Genomic DNA, 16,602 nt, shown 5'->3' on the forward strand with positions numbered 1-16,602 from the left:
CGCGTTCGCCGGCCCGTGCCCGCGCGACCGCCCGGCACCTCACTGTGCCGGTCGCGACCCCGCGGCGTACCGCCGGACGATCCTGCCACCCAGCCTAGTGACGACCTCGTAGCCGATCGTGCCGGCCGCCTGCGCCCAGTCCTCCGCGAGAGGCTCGCCCCGGTCGCCAGGACCGAACAGGACCACCTCGTCGCCGCGTCGTGCCGGGGTGTCGCCGAGGTCGAGGACGACCTGGTCCATGCAGACCCGACCGGCGATCGCCACCGTCTGCCCGTTGACCCACGCCGACGCGGTGTTCGACGCCGCGCGCAGGAGGCCGTCGCCGTAGCCGACCGGGATCAGCCCGAGGGTCGTCTCCCGCTTGGTGACGTAGGTGTGCCCGTACGAGACGCCCGTGCCGGGCGGCACGCGGCGCACCAGCGCGAGCGCGGTCCGCAGCGTCATCACCGGCGTCAGGCCGAGGTCGGCCGGCGTCCCCAGCAGGGGCCCGGGGCTCAGGCCGTACGACGCGATGCCGACGCGGACGAGGTCGTGGTGGACGCTCGGGCGGGTCAGCGTCGCGGCCGAGTTGGCGAGGTGACGCAGCTCGGGCTCGACGCCGAGCGCCGCCAGCTCGGTGACGGCGTCGGCGAACGCGTGCTCCTGCGCTGCGTTGACGGGGCTCGCCGGCTCGTCGGCGCACGCGAGGTGGGAGAACACGCCGACGACCTCGAGGCGCCCGGCGCGCTGGGCGTCGCGCGCGGCCTCGAAGAGCGCGGTGAGCTCGGCTCCGCGGACACCGCCACGTGCCATGCCGGTGTCGACCTTGAGGTGGACGCGGGGACGCTTCGCCGCCCCCGAGCCCAGCACGGCGTCCAGCTGCGCCACGGACCCGGCTGCGACGTCCACGTCGGCGTCGATCGCCGGCGCGAGGTCCGCCCCGGCCGGCGAGAGCCAGGCGAGGACGGGGCCGGTGTCGCCACCACGCCGCAGCGTCCGCGCCTCCTCGACCGTGGCGACGCCGAGCCACTCCGCGCCGGCGTCACGGGCCGAGGCCGCGACCTCGACGGACCCGTGCCCGTACGCGTCGGCCTTGACCACCGCCATCTGGAGCGCGGTCGGCGCCGCCTCGCGCAGCACGGCGAGGTTCGCGCGGTACGCGTCGAGGTCGACCAGCGCCTCCGCGGGACCGGCCGAGGGCGGCGTCGCGGGCGGCGTCACCGGTCCCTCCAGTCGCGCACCTGCGACTCGTCGAGCACGCCGTTGCGCCAGGCGGTGATCACGCCCGGGACCGCGTCAGCGACCTTCGCGGCGGTCACCGGTCCCCCGCCCGAGGCCGCGACCGCTGCCGCGCCGTGGACGAAGGCGGCCAGCGAGCCGGCGTCACGCGGCTCCGCGCCCGAGGCGAGGAACGAGCCAGCGAGGCCGGCCAGCACGTCGCCCGCGCCGGCGGTGGCGAGCCAGGGGGTGCCGCTGAGGTTCACCCGGGTCGGCGCGCCGGGGTACGCCACGAGCGTCCGGGCGCCCTTGAGGAGCACGGCCGCGTCCCAGCGCTCGGCGGCCCGGGTCGCGTGGCCGAGCGGGTCGGCCTCGACGGCGCTCCGGTCGACGTCGAGCATCCGCGCCAGCTCGCCCGCGTGCGGGGTGAGGAGCGCCGGGACCGTGAAGCGCTCCGGGACGTGCTGGAGCGCGTCTGCGTCGACGACGACGGGCACCTCGTCCTCGAGGGCCATCGCGAGCCGAGCGGCCGCGTCGTCACCCCCGCCGGAGCCGACCACCCAGGCCTGGACGCGACCGCGCTCGGCCGGGTCGGTGTGGGCGACCACCTCAGGGCACCGGTCGACGACCCGGGCGGCGAGCTCGCGCTCTCCGACGAACCGCACCATCCCCGCCACCCCGGCCTGAGCGCCGCGGACGCAGAGCTGAGCGGCACCGGCGTACGTCACGGACCCGGCGGCCACGCCGACCACCCCACGGGCGTACTTCTGCGTCGGAGCCTCGCCGCGCTGGTCGAGGGTCGGCGCGAGGACCGACAGCAGGAGGCGGTTGTCGGCCGCCTCGAGCGCCTCCACCGACGGAGCAGGGAGGTACGGGGCAAGACCGATGTCGACCAGCCGCGGCAGCGCACCCCGGACCGCCCACCGGGCGGCGGGGTCGACGAGGAGCGCGTTCTTGTACGTCCCGAAGGTGCAGGTCGCGTCGGCGGGGAGGAACGACTCCGGGACCGTCGCTCCGTCGACGTCGACGCCGCTGGGGACGTCGACCGCGATCACGAACGGCTGCTCGGCCTCGATCGTGGCCCGCCAGCCGTCGGCCGGCGGACGCAGCCCGGGGGCACCGCCGATCCCGACCACGCCGTCCACGACGACGGCGAAGCCCCGCGGCGAGTCGACCAGCCGGCAGCCCGCGGCCTGGGCCGCCTGGGCCCCTGCCACGTGGACCCGGGCCGTGTCGGCGATCGCGACGCCGACGAAGCGCTCGCGGGCCAGCTCCGCGGCGGCGTACAGGGCGTCCCCGCCGTTGTCGCCGGTGCCGACGAGGAAGACGACGGGGGTCGACCCGGGCGCGACCTCGCGGACGTACGCCGCGAGCCCGGCCGCGGCCCACCGCATCAGCGAGCCCGGGGGGACCTGCGCCATCAGCGCCGCCTCGGCAGCGCGGACGTCGGCGACGGTGTGTGCGTGCAGCATTGTCAGCCCTCTCCCGCGGACGCGTCGGCGCCGGCCCCGGCGATCACTCGACCGTGACGGACTTCGCGAGGTTGCGCGGCTGGTCGACGTCGTGGCCGAGCACCGAGGCGAGCTCGGCGGCGAAGACCTGCAGCGGCACGACCGCGAGGACGGGCTGCAGCAGCGTCGGAGCCTTCGGGAGCCGGATGACGACGTCCGCGTACGGATCGACGGAGGTGTCGCCCTCCTCGACCAGCACGACCGTGCGGGCGCCGCGGGCCCGGATCTCCTGGATGTTGCTCACGACCTTCTCGTGGAGCTGGTCGCGACCCTTCGGCGGCACCACGACGAACACCGGCAGCCCGGGCTCGATCACGGCGATCGGACCGTGCTTGAGCTCGCCGGCCGCGAAGCCCTCGGCGTGCAGGTAGGCCAGCTCCTTGAGCTTGAGCGCACCCTCGAGCGCGACGGGGTAGCCGACGTGGCGCCCCAGGAAGAGGAAGGTGCGGTGGCCGGACAGCTCGCGCGCCAGGCCCCGGACCGCGTCGGCCTGCCCGAGCACCGCCTCGATGCCGGCGGGCAGCTTCTGGAGCTCGTCGACCGTCGAGGCGATCTCGTCGCCGAACTTCGTCCCGCGGACCTGCGCGAGGTAGAGGCCGAGGACGTAGCAGGCCGCCAGCTGCGTGAGGAAGCCCTTGGTGGAGGCGACCGCGATCTCCGGCCCGGCGTGGGTGTAGATGACGGCGTCGGACTCCCGCGGGATGGTCGAGCCGTTGGTGTTGCAGATCGCGAGGACCTTGGAGCCCTGCACGCGGGCGTGCCGGATGGCCTGGAGGGTGTCGGCGGTCTCGCCGGACTGGCTGATCGCGACGACCAGCGTCGAGCGGCCGACGATCGGGTCGCGGTAGCGGAACTCCGAGGCGAGCTCGACCTCGCACGGGATGCGGGTCCAGTGCTCGATCGCGTACTTCGCGACCATGCCCGCGTACGACGCGGTGCCGCAGCCGATGATCACGATCTTGTCGATACCGCGCAGCTCGTCGTCGGACAGGCGCATCTCGTCGAGGACCAGCCGCCCCTGCGAGTCGTGCCGGCCGAGGAGGGTGTCGGCGACGGCCTTGGGCTGCTCGTCGATCTCCTTGAGCATGAACCAGTCGTAGCCGCCCTTCTCGGCGGCGGACGCGTCCCAGTCGACGTGGTACTCGGTGACCGGCGACGGGTCGCCGTGGAAGTCGATGACGTCGATGCCGTCCCGGGTGATGGTGACGACCTGGTCCTGGCCCAGCTCGACGGCGTCCCGGGTGTACTCGATGAAGGCGGACACGTCGGAGGCGAGGAAGTTCTCGCCGTCTCCGCGCCCGGCGACGAGCGGGGAGTTGCGACGGGCGCCGACGACGCGGTCGCGGTCGGTGCCGTCGGCGACCACGAGGGTGAAGGCGCCCTCGAGCCGCAGGCAGACGCGGCGGACGGCCTCGGTCAGGTCGACGTCGTGGTCGCGGAGCTCGCGGTCGACGAGGTGCGTCACCGTCTCGGTGTCCGTCTCGGAGGCGAACTCGTAGCCGTCGGCCTCGAGCTCGGCCCGCAGCTCGGCGAAGTTCTCGATGATGCCGTTGTGGACGACCGCGACCCGGCGCTCGTGGGAGACGTGCGGGTGGGCGTTGCTGTCGTTCGGCGGGCCGTGGGTGGCCCAACGGGTGTGACCGATGCCGGTGCTCGAGTCTGGCAAGGGGCGCTCGGCGAGCTCCTTGTCCAGGTTGGCCAGCTTGCCGACCTTCTTCGCGGAGGCGATCGCACCCCCGTCCACGAGGGCGACCCCCGTCGAGTCGTAGCCCCGGTACTCCAGACGGCGCAGGCCACCCAGGACCACGTCCAGGGCGGAGCGTTCACCGACGTATCCGACGATTCCACACATGAGCACCAGGGTACCGACCGCGCCCGAGAGCCTGACAGCAACAATGGGGTCCATGTCGGTCACGCAGCCGGGTTCCGGCGACACCTCGCCGTACGTCGAGCTCGAGCGCAGCGCCTGGGCCGATCTCGCCGGTGATGCGCCCCAGCCCTTGTCCCAGGCCGAGATCGACAAGGTCCGCGGTCTCGGGGACGAGCTCGACCTGGAGGAGGTGCGCCAGGTCTACGTGCCGCTGGCGCAGCTGATCAGCATGCGGATCCGCTACGCCGGCGAGCTCTACCGCTCGACGGAGGCCTTCCTGCGACGCCCCCAGCCGCAGCGGACCCCGTACGTCATCGGCATCGCCGGGTCGGTTGCCGTCGGCAAGTCGACCACCGCGCGCCTGCTGCGCGAGCTGCTCGCCAAGAACCCCGCCCACAGCAACGTCTCGCTGGTGACGACCGACGGCTTCCTGCTCCCCAACGCCGAGCTGGAGCGGCGGGGGCTGCTCGAGCGCAAAGGCTTCCCGGAGTCGTACGACCGCAAGGCGCTGCTGCGCTTCGTGATGGCCGTGAAGTCCGGGCGCGAGAAGGTCGAGGCCCCGGTCTACTCCCACCTCGAGTACGACATCACCGACCAGGTCGTCACCCTCAACCGGCCGGACGTCGTCCTCATCGAGGGCCTGAACGTGCTCCAGCCGGCGCGGACCCGCGGCGACGGCCGCCCGGGGCTGGCGATCAGCGACTTCTTCGACTTCTCGGTGTACGTCGACGCCGCCCGCAAGGACATCCGGCGCTGGTACGTCGAGCGGTTCCTGCGGCTGCGCGAGACCGCGTTCCGCGACCCCGACTCGTACTTCGTCCGCTACGGCGCGCTGGACACCGAGCAGGCGAGCGCGCAGGCGGCGCTGCTGTGGGACTCGATCAACGGGCCGAACCTCAAGGAGAACATCGAGCCGACGCGCGGCCGCGCCACCCTGGTGCTGCGCAAGGACGCCGACCACTCGGTCCGGTGGGTCCGGCTGCGCAAGCTCTGAGCCGGACGTCCTCCTTCTGGGACCGGCACGCGAGGGAAAGACTCGTGTGCTCTCCGGTCTCGATCACGTTTCATCCGTTGCGCAGCGGGTAGCACGTCCCCGACTCTGGTCCGTGGACTCCCTGCGGAGGGAGTCCGTCCCAGAAGGAGGAAACGTGCGCACACCACTCCTGCGCCGTGTGATCGGTGTGACCGCCGCCGTCGGGCTGGCCACGCTGACGCTCAGCGCCACCTCGGCCCCCGCCCACGCCCAGGCCGTGGGCTCCCCGGGTGACCCGACCATCACCGTCCCGATCAACGACAGCGCCGCCGGCGGCACGTACGACCAGGACTTCACCCGCGCCTACGCCGGCACGACCCCCGACGGCACCCCCGTCTACATCTACGTCCCGGAGGGCACGCCGCTCGACGGCTCCGCCCCGGGCGGTGTGGCCAGCCTGGATCCCGCGTGGGACCCGACCCCGGGCGACGACTTCACCCCCTGCTCCGAGGCCGACGCGGCGGACTTCACGCTGACGCAGGCCCAGATCGACGCCCTGGGCGACGAGCTGTCGAGCCAGATCGTCGCGGTCGACGAGGAGCACTACGGGCCGATGGACGCCGCGGACCCGTCCGACCCGGCGAGCGACTCGCTGGTGATGATGGTCTACAACGTGCAGGACGAGAACTACTACGACTGCGCGGAGACCACCTACACCGCCGGCTACTTCGCTCCCGACTTCATCGAGTCGGCCGGCATGAACGTCATCGTGATCGACGCCTTCGACTGGGCGAACCGCCTCGGGCCGAACGACGCCGAGTGGCGTGACGACGACCCGGAGAACGACCAGCCGGAGCTCTACGAGGGCGTCGTGGCGCACGAGCTCGAGCACCTCCTCCACAACTACAGCGACCCCGGCGAGCTGTCGTGGGTCGACGAGGGCCTGGCGGACTTCGCGGTCTTCCTCAACGGCTACGACGTGGGCGGCTCCCACCTCACGTACCAGCAGGTCTTCTACGCCGACACCTCCCTGACCCGCTGGGCGGGAGGCCTGGAGAACTACGGCGCGGCCTACACGTACTTCCAGTACCTCTGGGAGCAGGCGGGCGGCAACGGCGACGGGACGTACGAGCCCGACCTCACCTACGACGGCGCCGGCGGCGACCTGCTGATCAAGCTCGTCTTCGAGAACCAGGCCGACGGCATGGAGGGTGTCCAGGCGGCGATCGACCAGTTCAACGCCCAGACCTCCGGCCCGGACCTGCGCAGCGCGCGGGAGCTGTTCCAGGACTGGTCCGTCGCGGTGTACCTCGACGACGAGTCGTCCGAGCGGTGGGACATCAAGGCCGTCGACTTCGGGGACCCGACGTTCACCTCGTGGACGATCGACATCGCCGACGAGCTCTACTGGGAGGGCCGGGGCAGCAACCAGGGCGCGCAGCCGGCGCCGAAGTGGCGCAACCGGACCAACGGCCAGTCCCCGACGGCGGTGCCGTTCGGCATGCAGGTCGAGCGGTTCCGCAACCCGGGCCCGAACGTGTCGGTCTCGCTCGACGGCGACGACCAGACGCAGGTCGCGCCGCACACCGGGACGACCCACTGGTACGCCGGGTACGAGAGCCAGAGCGACAAGATCCTGGACGTCGACACCTCCGGCGCCGTCACGTCGCTGGACTTCTGGAGCTGGTACTTCATCGAGGAGGGCTGGGACTACGGCTTCGTCGAGGCCCTGGTCGACGGCACGTGGCAGACCGTCCCGCTCGTCGACGACAGCGGCACGGTGGTCACGACGAACACCGACCCGCACGGCGGCAACGCCGAGGGCAACGGGCTGACGGGAACCTCCGGCGGCGAGTACTTCGTCGACGACCCGGTCTACGTCCACCTGAGCGCGCAGCTGCCGGCGGGCACGACCGACGTCCGGATGCGCTACTCGACCGACGCCGCGTACCTCGACACCGGCTGGTTCGTCGACGACGTCCGCGTCAACGGCGCGGACGCGACGCTGTCGTCGGACGCCGACGGCTGGTTCGAGACCACGGGCATCCAGGACAACGACTGGACGCTTCAGCTGGTGTCGAGCTGCGACCTCACGCCGGGCACGACCTCGGCCGGCGAGCTCACCGACGGTGCCGGCAACTACGTGTACCGCCTGAACGGCGACGAGATCACCGCGGGCGGCTTCAGCACGAAGTGCGCCAACGGCCCGAACCGGGACTTCGCGACGATCGTGTCGAACCTCCCGACCGGTGACCTCACGTTCCTCGACGCCGACTACACCCTGACCGTGACGAACACGGGCAACGGCAAGAAGGGATAACGCTCGCGGGGAGGGCGGGCCCGTGACGGGGCCCGCCCTCTCGCGCTGTGAGGTGCCTCACCCCTAGGGTGTGCGCCATGGACTCCGCGCTCAGCACGGTCGGGCTGCCGATCGCCCTCGGCATCATCATGTTCGGTCTCGGCCTCTCGCTGACCGTCGACGACTTCCGACGGGTCGGACGACACCCTCGAGCCGTGCTGGTGGCTCTCGGCTGCCAGCTCCTGCTGCTCCCCGCGCTCTGCTTCGGCCTGGTCCTGCTCTTCGACCTCCCGCCGCTGCTGGCGGTCGGCATGATGCTGCTCGCGGCGTCGCCGGGCGGCACCAGCGCCAACCTCTACAGCCACCTCTTCCGCGGCGACGTCGCCCTCAACGTGACGCTGACCGCGATCAACTCGATCATCGCGATCGTCTCGCTCCCCCTCATCACCAACCTCGCCATCGCGTACTTCGAGGCCGACAGCTCGGTGTCCCTGCAGTTCACCAAGGTTGTCGAGGTGTTCGCGATCGTCCTCCTGCCCGTGGCGCTCGGCATGGCCGTCCGCGCGGCGCGCCCGGCCTTCGCGGCGAGGATGGACAAGCCGGTCCGCATCGCCTCGGCGGTCATCCTCGCCGTGCTCGTCCTCGGCATCCTCGTCGACCAGCGCGAGAACGTCGCCGAGTACGCCGCGAAGGTCGGCGCGGTCGCGACGCTGTTCTGCCTCCTGAGCCTCGCGGTCGGCTTCCTGGTCCCGCGGTGGGCCGGCGTCACCGAGCGCCAGGCGGTCGCGTCGTCGTTCGAGATCGGCGTGCACAACGCGACCCTCGCCATCTACGTCGCGGTCGAGGTGCTCGACGAGGTCGAGATCTCCGTCCCGGGCGCGGTGTACGGCCTGGTCATGTTCTTCGTCGCGGCGGCATGGGGTGTCGTCCTCACGCGCTACCTCGTTCGCCGTGACGACCACGACGACCGCGTCGCCGCCGGCGTCTGAGGCGGGGTCAGAGGTCGCAGCGGAACTCGCCCATCAGCGCGGCGAGCCGGAACCCCATCGCCTCGTTGACCGCGATCATCGGGGCGTTCTCGACCGCGTTCCAGGTGTGCAGGAGCGTCCGTGGCGCGAGCTCATCGGCCGCCGCCCGGTGGTTCGCCACCTTCATCGCGAGACCGAGCCGGTGACCGCGGTGGCCGGGCAGCACGATCGTGTCCCACTGGAAGGCGTTCACCGGGTCGGTGGCCGGGACGACGATCTGGGTGTGCCCCGCGGCGGTGCCGTCGTCGGCCACGGCCACGGTCGTCCACGACGTACGCTGCTGCGCGGCGAGCTCGGCCTCCTCGGTGCGGACGCGCTCGGGCGGGTAGTCCTCCTTCTCCCAGCCCATGTCTCCCGACGGCGCCTCGACCGCCATCACCGACCGCATCGCCGCGTACGCCTCGACGACGTCCTCCGGGACCGGTCCGCGCCAGGTGCGCAGGGTGTACGCCGTGTGGTGCGCAGCCGCGGACTCGGCCAGCCGGCCCAGCAGCGCGTCGTCGGCCGGCAGGTCGAGCACCCGCTGCGCCTCGACGAGACCGAGCCGGAAGCCGTGCACGCGCAGGAGCTCGGCGTCCGGCCCCTCGTCCTCGCCGGGCACCCACTTCGCGATGGATTCGAGGCGGCTGCGACCGAGCAGCCGCACGCGCTCCTTGAGATGGTCGACGAACGGGCCGAAGTGGTTGCGGTGCTCGGGCAGGACGGCGATGTCGGCCCACGCGGTCTCGGTGTTGTCGCGCAGCGGCACCTCGAGCGAGCAGGTCGCGACGACCTCGCCGTCGTCGAGGCGTGCCCACAGCAGCGTGCGCGCGGTCCACGGGTCGACGGTGCGTGCCACTGCCGTGAGCTCGGTCAGCGTCCACGGCGTGCCGTACGGACGGGCCGACTCGACGCGGTGCTCGTGCTCGTGGAACACGGCCAGCGCGTGGTCGTCGGCCGCGTCGATCTCCTCGATGCGCATCTCGTCACCGTAGGAGCACCGGGGCCCGGGACGCACGCGGGTTTTGCGGCTAGAGCGCGAGCGCGGTGCCGACCACGGCGGCCAGACGGTGCGCCACCGACTCGGCGTGCTCGCTGGTCCCCGCCTCGACCATGACGCGCACCAGCGGCTCGGTGCCCGACGGACGCAGCAGGACACGTCCCGTCGCACCGAGCTCGTCGGTCGCCTCGGCGACGGCCGCCGCGACCACCGGATCGGTGCCGGCGCGCGACTTGTCCACGCCGGGGACGTTGACGAGCACCTGCGGCAGCCGGCGCATCACCGCACCGAGGTCGGCCAGCGAGCGCCCCGTGCGGACCATGCGGCTCGCGACCGCGAGGGCCGTGAGGACGCCGTCGCCGGTGGTCGCGTGGTCGCTCATGATCACGTGGCCGGACTGCTCGCCCCCGAGGTTGAACCCGCGGTCGCGCATCGCCTCGAGCACGTAGCGGTCACCGACGGCCGTCTGGACCACGGTCAGGCCCTGCGCCTCCATGGCCTGCACGAAGCCGAGGTTGGACATGACGGTCGCGACGACCGTGTCCTCGACGAGGCGGCCCTCCTCCTTCAGCGCGAGCGCGAGGATGGCGAGGATCTGGTCACCGTCGACCATCACACCGTCGGCGGAGACGGCGAGGCAGCGGTCGGCGTCGCCGTCGAAGGCGAAGCCGGCGTCGGCGCCGTGCTCGAGCACGGCGCGCTGGAGGTCCTCGGGGTGCGTCGACCCGCAGGCGTCGTTGATGTTGAGCCCGTCGGGCTCGGCGTGGATCGCGACGACCTCGGCGCCGAGGGCGCGGAACGCGCGCGGTCCGACCTCCGACGCGGCGCCGTTGGCGCAGTCCAGCACGATCCGCATGCCGTCGAGCCGCTGCTCGATCGCGGCGACGAGGTGCCGCTCGTACGTCCGCAGCGCGGTGTGGCTGTCGCCGATCCGGCCCACAGAGGCACCGGTCGGCCGCTGCCACGGCTGCTCGAGGGCGTGCTCGATCTCGTCCTCGATGGCGTCGTCGAGCTTGAGACCGCCCCGCGCGAGGAACTTGATGCCGTTGTCGGGCATCGGGTTGTGGCTCGCGGAGATCATGACGCCCATGTCGGCGGACAGCGCGGACGTCAGGTACGCGGTGCCCGGTGTGGGGACGACACCGAGACGGTGCACGTCGACCCCCGCAGACGCGAGACCCGCGACCACCGCAGCCTCGAGAAACTCTCCCGAGGCGCGAGGATCGCGGGCCACGACTGCGGTGGGCCGCTGGTCGGCGAAGGCGCCGGTCTCCCCCAGCACGTGGGCTGCAGCCACGGCGAGGTCGACCGCCAGCTCGGCCGTGAGGTCGTCGTTGGCGACCCCGCGGACGCCGTCGGTTCCGAAGATCCGACCCACGGCTCCGCCGTCAGCGCTTGCTGTACTGAGGTGCCTTGCGGGCCTTCTTGAGGCCGGCCTTCTTGCGCTCCTTGGCGCGGGCGTCGCGCGTGAGCAGCCCGGCCTTCTTGAGGGTCGGCCGGTTCGACTCCTCGTCGACCGCGTTGAGCGCGCGGGCGACGCCGAGGCGCAGGGCGCCGGCCTGGCCCGTCATGCCACCGCCGGTGACCCGGGCGATGACGTCGAAGCTCTCGCCCAGGCCAGTCGAGGCGAAGGCCTCCTTGGCGATCTGCTGGTGCAGCTTGTTGGGGAGGTACTCCTCGAGCGGCTTCCCGTTGACCGTCCAGGTGCCGGTGCCCGGCACGATGCGGACGCGTGCGACGGCCTCCTTGCGACGGCCGGTCGCGGCCGCGGGGGCGATGATCGACGAACGAGCCGCCGACTCCGCGCTCGGGGCGGTCTCGGAGGTGTAGGCAACGCCCTCGGCGTTGGTCGTGTACTCGTCGGTCGTGTCGACGGTCTCGGTGCTGGACTCGGCCACGTTGATCCTCACTGCTTCCTGGGCCTACTGGGCGATCTGCGTGATCTCGAAGGTCTGCGGCTGCTGAGCGGCGTGCGGGTGCTCGGGGCCGGAGTAGACCTTCAGCTTCTTCATGAGCGCGCGGCCGAGGCGGTTCTTGGGGAGCATGCCCCAGACGGCCTTCTCGACAGCCTTGCGCGCGTCCTTGTCGAGCAGGTCGCCGTAGGCCACCTGCTTGAGACCACCCGGGTAGCCGCTGTGGCGGTAGGCGAGCTTGTCCTCGCGCTTGTTGCCGGAGAGGGCGACCTTCTCCGCGTTGACGATGATGACGAAGTCACCGTTGTCGACGTGCGGGGCGAACGTCGGCTTGTGCTTGCCGCGAAGCAGGGTCGCGGTCTGGACGGCGAGACGCCCAAGCACCACGTCAGATGCGTCGATGACGTGCCACTTGCGGTCGACGTCACCAGGCTTCGGGCTGTACGTGCGCACGCTAGTTCTACCTTCGTATGGATGGGGACTGATGGTGCACCGAGACGGACGCAGCAGAGCCGCATCGGCATCAAGGCACAACGACGTACAAGAATAACGGTCCGCATCGGGCTCGGTCAAAACGGGCCGTCCGCGGGCTGTCTACAGAAGGCACGTCGTACGCCTGACGCACCGCCTCGATCCTACCGCGCCACCCCAAGAGGGCCGGCGCCCGGAGGTCACTTCGCGTACCGGAGAGCGGACCCGGATGAACGTTCTCTTGTCGGACGCAATAAGTTGGAGGGGGTCCGAACACCCCAGGGGACCCCGATTCGAGCGGCGCATCGACCCAGCGTGCGCACGCCACGGCACAAGGAGACCTCCTCGTGACAGACGCCACGCCGTCGAGTGACGGCCAGACCTTGACCGTCCGGGACGACCGGACCGGCAAGGAGTACGTGCTCCCGATCGTCGACGGGACGATCCGGGCGAGCGACCTCGGCAAGATCCGGGTCAGCGACGACGAACCCGGCATCGCCTCGTACGACCCGGGGTTCACCAACACCGCCTCCACCCGCTCGGCCGTCACCTACATCGACGGCGAGAAGGGCATCCTGGAGTACCGCGGCTACCCGATCGAGCAGCTGGCGGAGAAGTCCACCTTCCTCGAGGTCGCCTACCTGCTGATCCACGGCGACCTGCCGACGAAGGACCAGTACGACTCGTGGGTGCACGACATCACGTTCCACACGTTCGTGCACGAGAACATCAAGTCCCTCATGCAGGGCTTCCGCTACGACGCGCACCCGATGGGCATGCTGCTGTCGGCGGTCGGCGGCCTCTCGACGTTCTACCCCGAGGCCCGCAACATCCACGACGCGGACACCCGGCACCTCCAGATCGTCCGCATGATCGCCAAGATGCCGACGCTCGGCGCCTGGTCGTTCCGTCACGCGCAGGGCAAGCCCTACGTCTACCCGGACAACGACCTGTCGTACGCCGAGAACTTCCTCGCGATGCTCTTCAAGATGAGCGAGGCGAAGTACGAGGCCGACCCGCGCCTCGTCAAGGCGCTCGAGGTGCTCTTCATCCTCCACGCCGACCACGAGCAGAACTGCTCCACCAACGCGGTGCGCTCGGTCGGCTCGAGCCAGGTCGACCCCTACTCGGCGGTCTCGGCCGGCATCGGCGCGCTCTACGGCCCGCTGCACGGCGGCGCCAACGAGGCCGTCCTCAAGATGCTGCGCCGCATCGGTGACGTCAGCAACGTCCCGGCGTTCATCGAGGGCGTCAAGGCCGGCAACGAGCGCCTGATGGGCTTCGGCCACCGGGTCTACAAGAACTACGACCCGCGCGCCACGATCATCAAGAAGGCCACCGACGACGTCTTCGAGGTCACCGGGGTCAACCCGCTGCTCAAGATCGCCGTGGAGCTGGAGAAGATCGCGCTCGAGGACGAGTACTTCGTCAAGCGCAAACTCTACCCCAACGTGGACTTCTACTCCGGCCTCATCTACGAGGCGCTGCAGTTCCCGCCGGAGATGTTCACCGTGCTGTTCGCGATCCCGCGCACGGCCGGCTGGCTGGCGCAGTGGCTCGAGCTGGTCAACGACCCGGAGCAGAAGATCGCGCGTCCGAAGCAGATCTACACCGGCGGGCGTGGCCTCACGTTCCCGTCGCGCGAGGAGCGCTGGGCCTGACGGCCGAGCACCGCTCGCCCTGTCACCGAGGGCCTGTCCGCACTGCGGGCAGGCCCTCGGTGCGTCTGTGCCACCCGCGCGGGCGTCGAACTTGAACCCAGTTTCAAGTGGCGGCTCACGTCCGCCTACAGTGACCGGAGGCCGACACAGGAGGAACGCCATGACCGACGCCGCGACCCCGCCGTTCACCACCCGCCAGGTCCGCCTGCGCGAGCGCCCGGTCGGCTACCCGGACGACTCGACGTGGGAGACGGTGACGGAGCAGGTCCCGGCACCCGGACCGGGTGAGCTCGTGGTCCGGGTCAGCCACATCTCGCTCGACCCCGCCATGCGCGGGTGGCTCAACGACGTCCGGTCCTACCTGCCTCCGGTCGGGATCGGCGAGGTCATGCGCGCCGGCGCGACCGGCACCGTGGTCGCCTCGGAGCACCCGGCGTACGCCGTGGGCGACGCGGTCATGGGGAGCTTCGGCGTCACCGAGTACGCGGTGTCCGACGGCTCGGGTGTCACGAAGATGGACCTCGACGTCGCCGCTGCCCCGACCTGGCTCGGTGCCCTCGGCATGCCCGGCATGACGGCGTACTTCGGGCTGACCGACGTCGGCCGCGTCCAGCCCGGCGACACCGTCGTGGTGTCCGGGGCCGCGGGTGCCGTCGGCAGCGTGGTCGGCCAGGTCGCGAAGGCGATGGGCTGCACCGTGGTCGGCATCGCCGGCGGCCCGGAGAAGTGCGCGTGGCTCACGTCGATCGGCTTCGACGCCGCGATCGACTACAAGGCCGAGAACGTCCTCAAGCGCCTGCGCGAGGTCGCCCCGAAGGGGATCGACGTCTTCTTCGACAACGTCGGCGGCGACATCCTCGACGCCGGCCTCGCGAACCTCCGCCGGGGCGCACGCGTGGTGATCTGCGGCGCGATCGCGAGCTACAACGAGACCTCCCTCCCGGACGGCCCCCGGCGCTACATGTCGTTGCTGGTGTTCCGGGCCACCATGACCGGGTTCGTCGTCTTCGACTACGAGGACCGCTACCCGGAGGCGGTCGAGAAGATCGCCGGCTGGATCGCCGACGGGTCGGTCGTCGCCCGGGAGACCGTCGTCACCGGAGGCGTCGACGCGTTCGGCTCGACGCTCCTCGGGCTCTTCGAGGGCACGAACACCGGCAAGCTGGTGCTCGCCCTCGAGGAGGACGGACGGGGCGTCACGGCGGGTTGACGCGCTCGATAGGTTGAGCAGGTGCGTTGGAGACTCGACCTGGCCTACGACGGCGGCGCGTACCGCGGCTGGGCGTCGCAGCCCGCGCTCCCGTCCGTGCAGCAGACGGTCGAGGACGCGATCGCCCTGGTGCTCCGGCTCGAGAAGCCCGCGCGGCTGACCGTGGCGGGGCGGACCGACACCGGCGTCCACGCCCGCGGGCAGGTCGTCCACGTCGACCTCCCCGACGACCTCGAGACCGACGAGGCGCACCTCCTCCGCCGACTCGACCGCGTGCTCCCCGACGACATCGTCGTCCGCGCGGCCCGGATCGCGCCGGAGGGGTTCGACGCGCGCTTCTCGGCGCTGCGCCGCCGCTACGTCTACCGCCTCTGGGACGGCCCGAGCGGGCCCGACCCGCTGCACCGCAACCACGTCGTGCACCACCACCGGCCGCTCGACGTCTCGTTGATGAACGACGCGGCCGTCGGCGTGCTGGGCGAGCAGGACTTCGCCGCGTTCTGCCGTCGCCGCGAGGGCGCGAGCACCATCCGCAGCCTGATGCAGCTGACCACGCGGCGGACCGACTCGGGGATCGTCGAGACGACCGTCGTCGCCGACGCCTTCTGCCACTCGATGGTGCGCTCGCTCATGGGGGCGCTGACCGCGGTCGGCGAGGGGCGGCACGAGCCGTCGTGGATGGCGCGCGTGCTCAAGGCGCGGACGCGCGACTCCCGGGTGAAGGTCATGCCGGCCCACGGCCTCACGCTGGAGGAGGTCGTCTACCCGGCGGACTCCCAGCTCGCCGCGCGGGCGCAGGAGAGCCGCCGCTTCCGCGGACCGGCCGAGGGTCCCGAGGATGACTGAGCACTACTTCGACAGCGACCCCACCGGGCCCGAGGAGCGCCGCGACGTCACCGCACGGATCTGGGGGGTCGACCACACCTTCACGACGGCGGCGGGCGTCTTCGCCCGCGACGGCCTCGACAAGGCGACCGCCGTCCTCCTGCGCAGCTTCGAGCCGCCCGACCACGCGCGGACGGTGCTCGACCTCGGCTGCGGATGGGGGCCGATCGCGGTGGCGGTGGCGTCGGAGGTGCCGGGCGCCACGGTCCACGCGGTGGACACCAACACCCGCGCGCGCGAGCTGACCCGCGTCAACGCCGAACGGGCGGGCGTCGGTGACCGGGTCGTCGTCGGCGCGCCGGACGAGGTCCCGGCCAGCGTCGTGTTCGACGAGATCTGGTCCAACCCGCCGATCCGCATCGGCAAGGCCGCCCTGCACGAGCTTCTGCTGCAGTGGCTCCCCCGGCTCGCGCCCGAGGGCGTCGCCCGGCTGGTGGTCGGCAAGAACCTCGGCGCAGACTCCCTGCAGCGGTGGCTCACCGAGCAGGGCTGGCCGACGGAGAAGGCAGCGAGCGCCAAGGGGTTCCGCGTCCTGCTGGTGCACCGCGGGTGACGCGCGCAGGCGGCCGACCGGTCCTTCGGCCGGCCGCCTGAACGCCTCGTGC

The 16,602-nt window shown here is 71.7% G+C and carries 14 protein-coding genes; 7 read left to right on the forward strand and 7 right to left on the reverse strand.

The genetic code is table 11. The features are described 5' to 3' along the window. Positions 1 to 39: 39 nt before the first annotated feature. Genes alr through glmS form a run of 3 tightly spaced genes read right to left on the reverse strand, consistent with a single transcriptional unit; the run spans position 40 to position 4,560 of the window. The gene (alr, locus tag ACQSSQ_RS12400) at positions 40 to 1,200 is read right to left on the reverse strand and encodes an alanine racemase (protein WP_431327388.1); all 1,161 of its coding nucleotides are present in this window, start codon (positions 1,198 to 1,200) and stop codon (positions 40 to 42) included. Beyond that, positions 1,197 to 2,669 (reverse strand): NAD(P)H-hydrate dehydratase, encoded by a 1,473-nt coding sequence (locus ACQSSQ_RS12405; RefSeq protein WP_431327389.1) that lies wholly within the window; start codon positions 2,667 to 2,669, stop codon positions 1,197 to 1,199. The genes alr and ACQSSQ_RS12405 overlap by 4 nt, the downstream gene beginning before the upstream one ends. Positions 2,670 to 2,712: 43 nt before the next feature. Further along, on the reverse strand, positions 2,713 to 4,560 hold the full coding sequence (glmS, locus tag ACQSSQ_RS12410; protein WP_431327390.1) for a glutamine--fructose-6-phosphate transaminase (isomerizing): 1,848 nt from the start codon (positions 4,558 to 4,560) through the stop codon (positions 2,713 to 2,715). A 43-nt stretch (positions 4,561 to 4,603) separates the two neighbouring features. On the opposite strand from glmS, the gene coaA reads away from it, so the two are divergent. The 3 genes from coaA to ACQSSQ_RS12425 all read left to right on the forward strand — a co-directional run bounded on the left by coaA (position 4,604) and on the right by ACQSSQ_RS12425 (position 8,839). After that, complete coding sequence (gene coaA, locus ACQSSQ_RS12415) at positions 4,604 to 5,572, forward strand: type I pantothenate kinase (protein WP_431327997.1); 969 nt, start codon at positions 4,604 to 4,606, stop codon at positions 5,570 to 5,572. A 154-nt stretch (positions 5,573 to 5,726) separates the two neighbouring features. Then, positions 5,727 to 7,871: a hypothetical protein gene (locus tag ACQSSQ_RS12420; RefSeq protein ID WP_431327391.1), complete on the forward strand. Its 2,145-nt coding sequence runs from the start codon at positions 5,727 to 5,729 to the stop codon at positions 7,869 to 7,871. A 77-nt stretch (positions 7,872 to 7,948) separates the two neighbouring features. Next, positions 7,949 to 8,839 (forward strand): bile acid:sodium symporter family protein, encoded by an 891-nt coding sequence (locus tag ACQSSQ_RS12425; RefSeq protein ID WP_431327392.1) that lies wholly within the window; start codon positions 7,949 to 7,951, stop codon positions 8,837 to 8,839. 7 nt (positions 8,840 to 8,846) lie between these two features. Here ACQSSQ_RS12425 and ACQSSQ_RS12430 read toward each other — a convergent pair whose 3' ends face one another. Genes ACQSSQ_RS12430 through rplM form a run of 4 tightly spaced genes read right to left on the reverse strand, consistent with a single transcriptional unit; the run spans position 8,847 to position 12,223 of the window. Continuing rightward, on the reverse strand, positions 8,847 to 9,839 hold the full coding sequence (locus ACQSSQ_RS12430; protein ID WP_431327393.1) for a GNAT family protein: 993 nt from the start codon (positions 9,837 to 9,839) through the stop codon (positions 8,847 to 8,849). A gap of 49 nt (positions 9,840 to 9,888) precedes the next feature. Beyond that, complete coding sequence (glmM, locus tag ACQSSQ_RS12435; RefSeq protein WP_431327394.1) at positions 9,889 to 11,235, reverse strand: phosphoglucosamine mutase; 1,347 nt, start codon at positions 11,233 to 11,235, stop codon at positions 9,889 to 9,891. Positions 11,236 to 11,245: 10 nt separating this feature from the next. Then, positions 11,246 to 11,755 carry a 30S ribosomal protein S9 gene (gene rpsI, locus ACQSSQ_RS12440; protein WP_431327395.1) on the reverse strand — a complete coding sequence of 170 codons (510 nt, stop codon included), beginning with the start codon at positions 11,753 to 11,755 and terminating at the stop codon, positions 11,246 to 11,248. A gap of 24 nt (positions 11,756 to 11,779) precedes the next feature. Next, entirely contained in the window at positions 11,780 to 12,223 is a 444-nt protein-coding gene (gene rplM, locus ACQSSQ_RS12445) for a 50S ribosomal protein L13 (protein ID WP_431327396.1), read from the reverse strand. Positions 12,224 to 12,588: 365 nt separating this feature from the next. On the opposite strand from rplM, the gene ACQSSQ_RS12450 reads away from it, so the two are divergent. The 4 genes from ACQSSQ_RS12450 to ACQSSQ_RS12465 all read left to right on the forward strand — a co-directional run bounded on the left by ACQSSQ_RS12450 (position 12,589) and on the right by ACQSSQ_RS12465 (position 16,550). Continuing rightward, on the forward strand, positions 12,589 to 13,902 hold the full coding sequence (locus ACQSSQ_RS12450) for a citrate synthase (protein WP_431327397.1): 1,314 nt from the start codon (positions 12,589 to 12,591) through the stop codon (positions 13,900 to 13,902). Positions 13,903 to 14,062: 160 nt separating this feature from the next. Continuing rightward, entirely contained in the window at positions 14,063 to 15,112 is a 1,050-nt protein-coding gene (locus ACQSSQ_RS12455; protein WP_431327398.1) for an NADP-dependent oxidoreductase, read from the forward strand. A 21-nt stretch (positions 15,113 to 15,133) separates the two neighbouring features. Further along, entirely contained in the window at positions 15,134 to 15,958 is an 825-nt protein-coding gene (truA, locus tag ACQSSQ_RS12460; protein ID WP_431327399.1) for a tRNA pseudouridine(38-40) synthase TruA, read from the forward strand. Continuing rightward, complete coding sequence (locus tag ACQSSQ_RS12465) at positions 15,951 to 16,550, forward strand: class I SAM-dependent methyltransferase (RefSeq protein ID WP_431327400.1); 600 nt, start codon at positions 15,951 to 15,953, stop codon at positions 16,548 to 16,550. The genes truA and ACQSSQ_RS12465 overlap by 8 nt, the downstream gene beginning before the upstream one ends. The last annotated feature ends 52 nt before the right edge of the window (positions 16,551 to 16,602 follow it).

Origin of the sequence: Mumia spirodelae (assembly GCF_050632745.1) — a bacterium.
Classification (GTDB): domain Bacteria; phylum Actinomycetota; class Actinomycetes; order Propionibacteriales; family Nocardioidaceae; genus Mumia.

What these genes read in the sequence shown, in the direction of transcription:
- ACQSSQ_RS12405 (WP_431327389.1), bottom strand. Translation starts at nt 2,669, where the DNA reads ATGCTGCACGCACACACCGTCGCCGACGTCCGCGCTGCCGAGGCGGCG.
- glmS (WP_431327390.1), bottom strand. Translation starts at nt 4,560, where the DNA reads ATGTGTGGAATCGTCGGATACGTCGGTGAACGCTCCGCCCTGGACGTG.
- coaA (WP_431327997.1), top strand. Translation starts at nt 4,604, where the DNA reads ATGGGGTCCATGTCGGTCACGCAGCCGGGTTCCGGCGACACCTCGCCG.
- ACQSSQ_RS12425 (WP_431327392.1), top strand. Translation starts at nt 7,949, where the DNA reads ATGGACTCCGCGCTCAGCACGGTCGGGCTGCCGATCGCCCTCGGCATC.
- ACQSSQ_RS12430 (WP_431327393.1), bottom strand. Translation starts at nt 9,839, where the DNA reads ATGCGCATCGAGGAGATCGACGCGGCCGACGACCACGCGCTGGCCGTG.
- ACQSSQ_RS12455 (WP_431327398.1), top strand. Translation starts at nt 14,063, where the DNA reads ATGACCGACGCCGCGACCCCGCCGTTCACCACCCGCCAGGTCCGCCTG.
- ACQSSQ_RS12465 (WP_431327400.1), top strand. Translation starts at nt 15,951, where the DNA reads ATGACTGAGCACTACTTCGACAGCGACCCCACCGGGCCCGAGGAGCGC.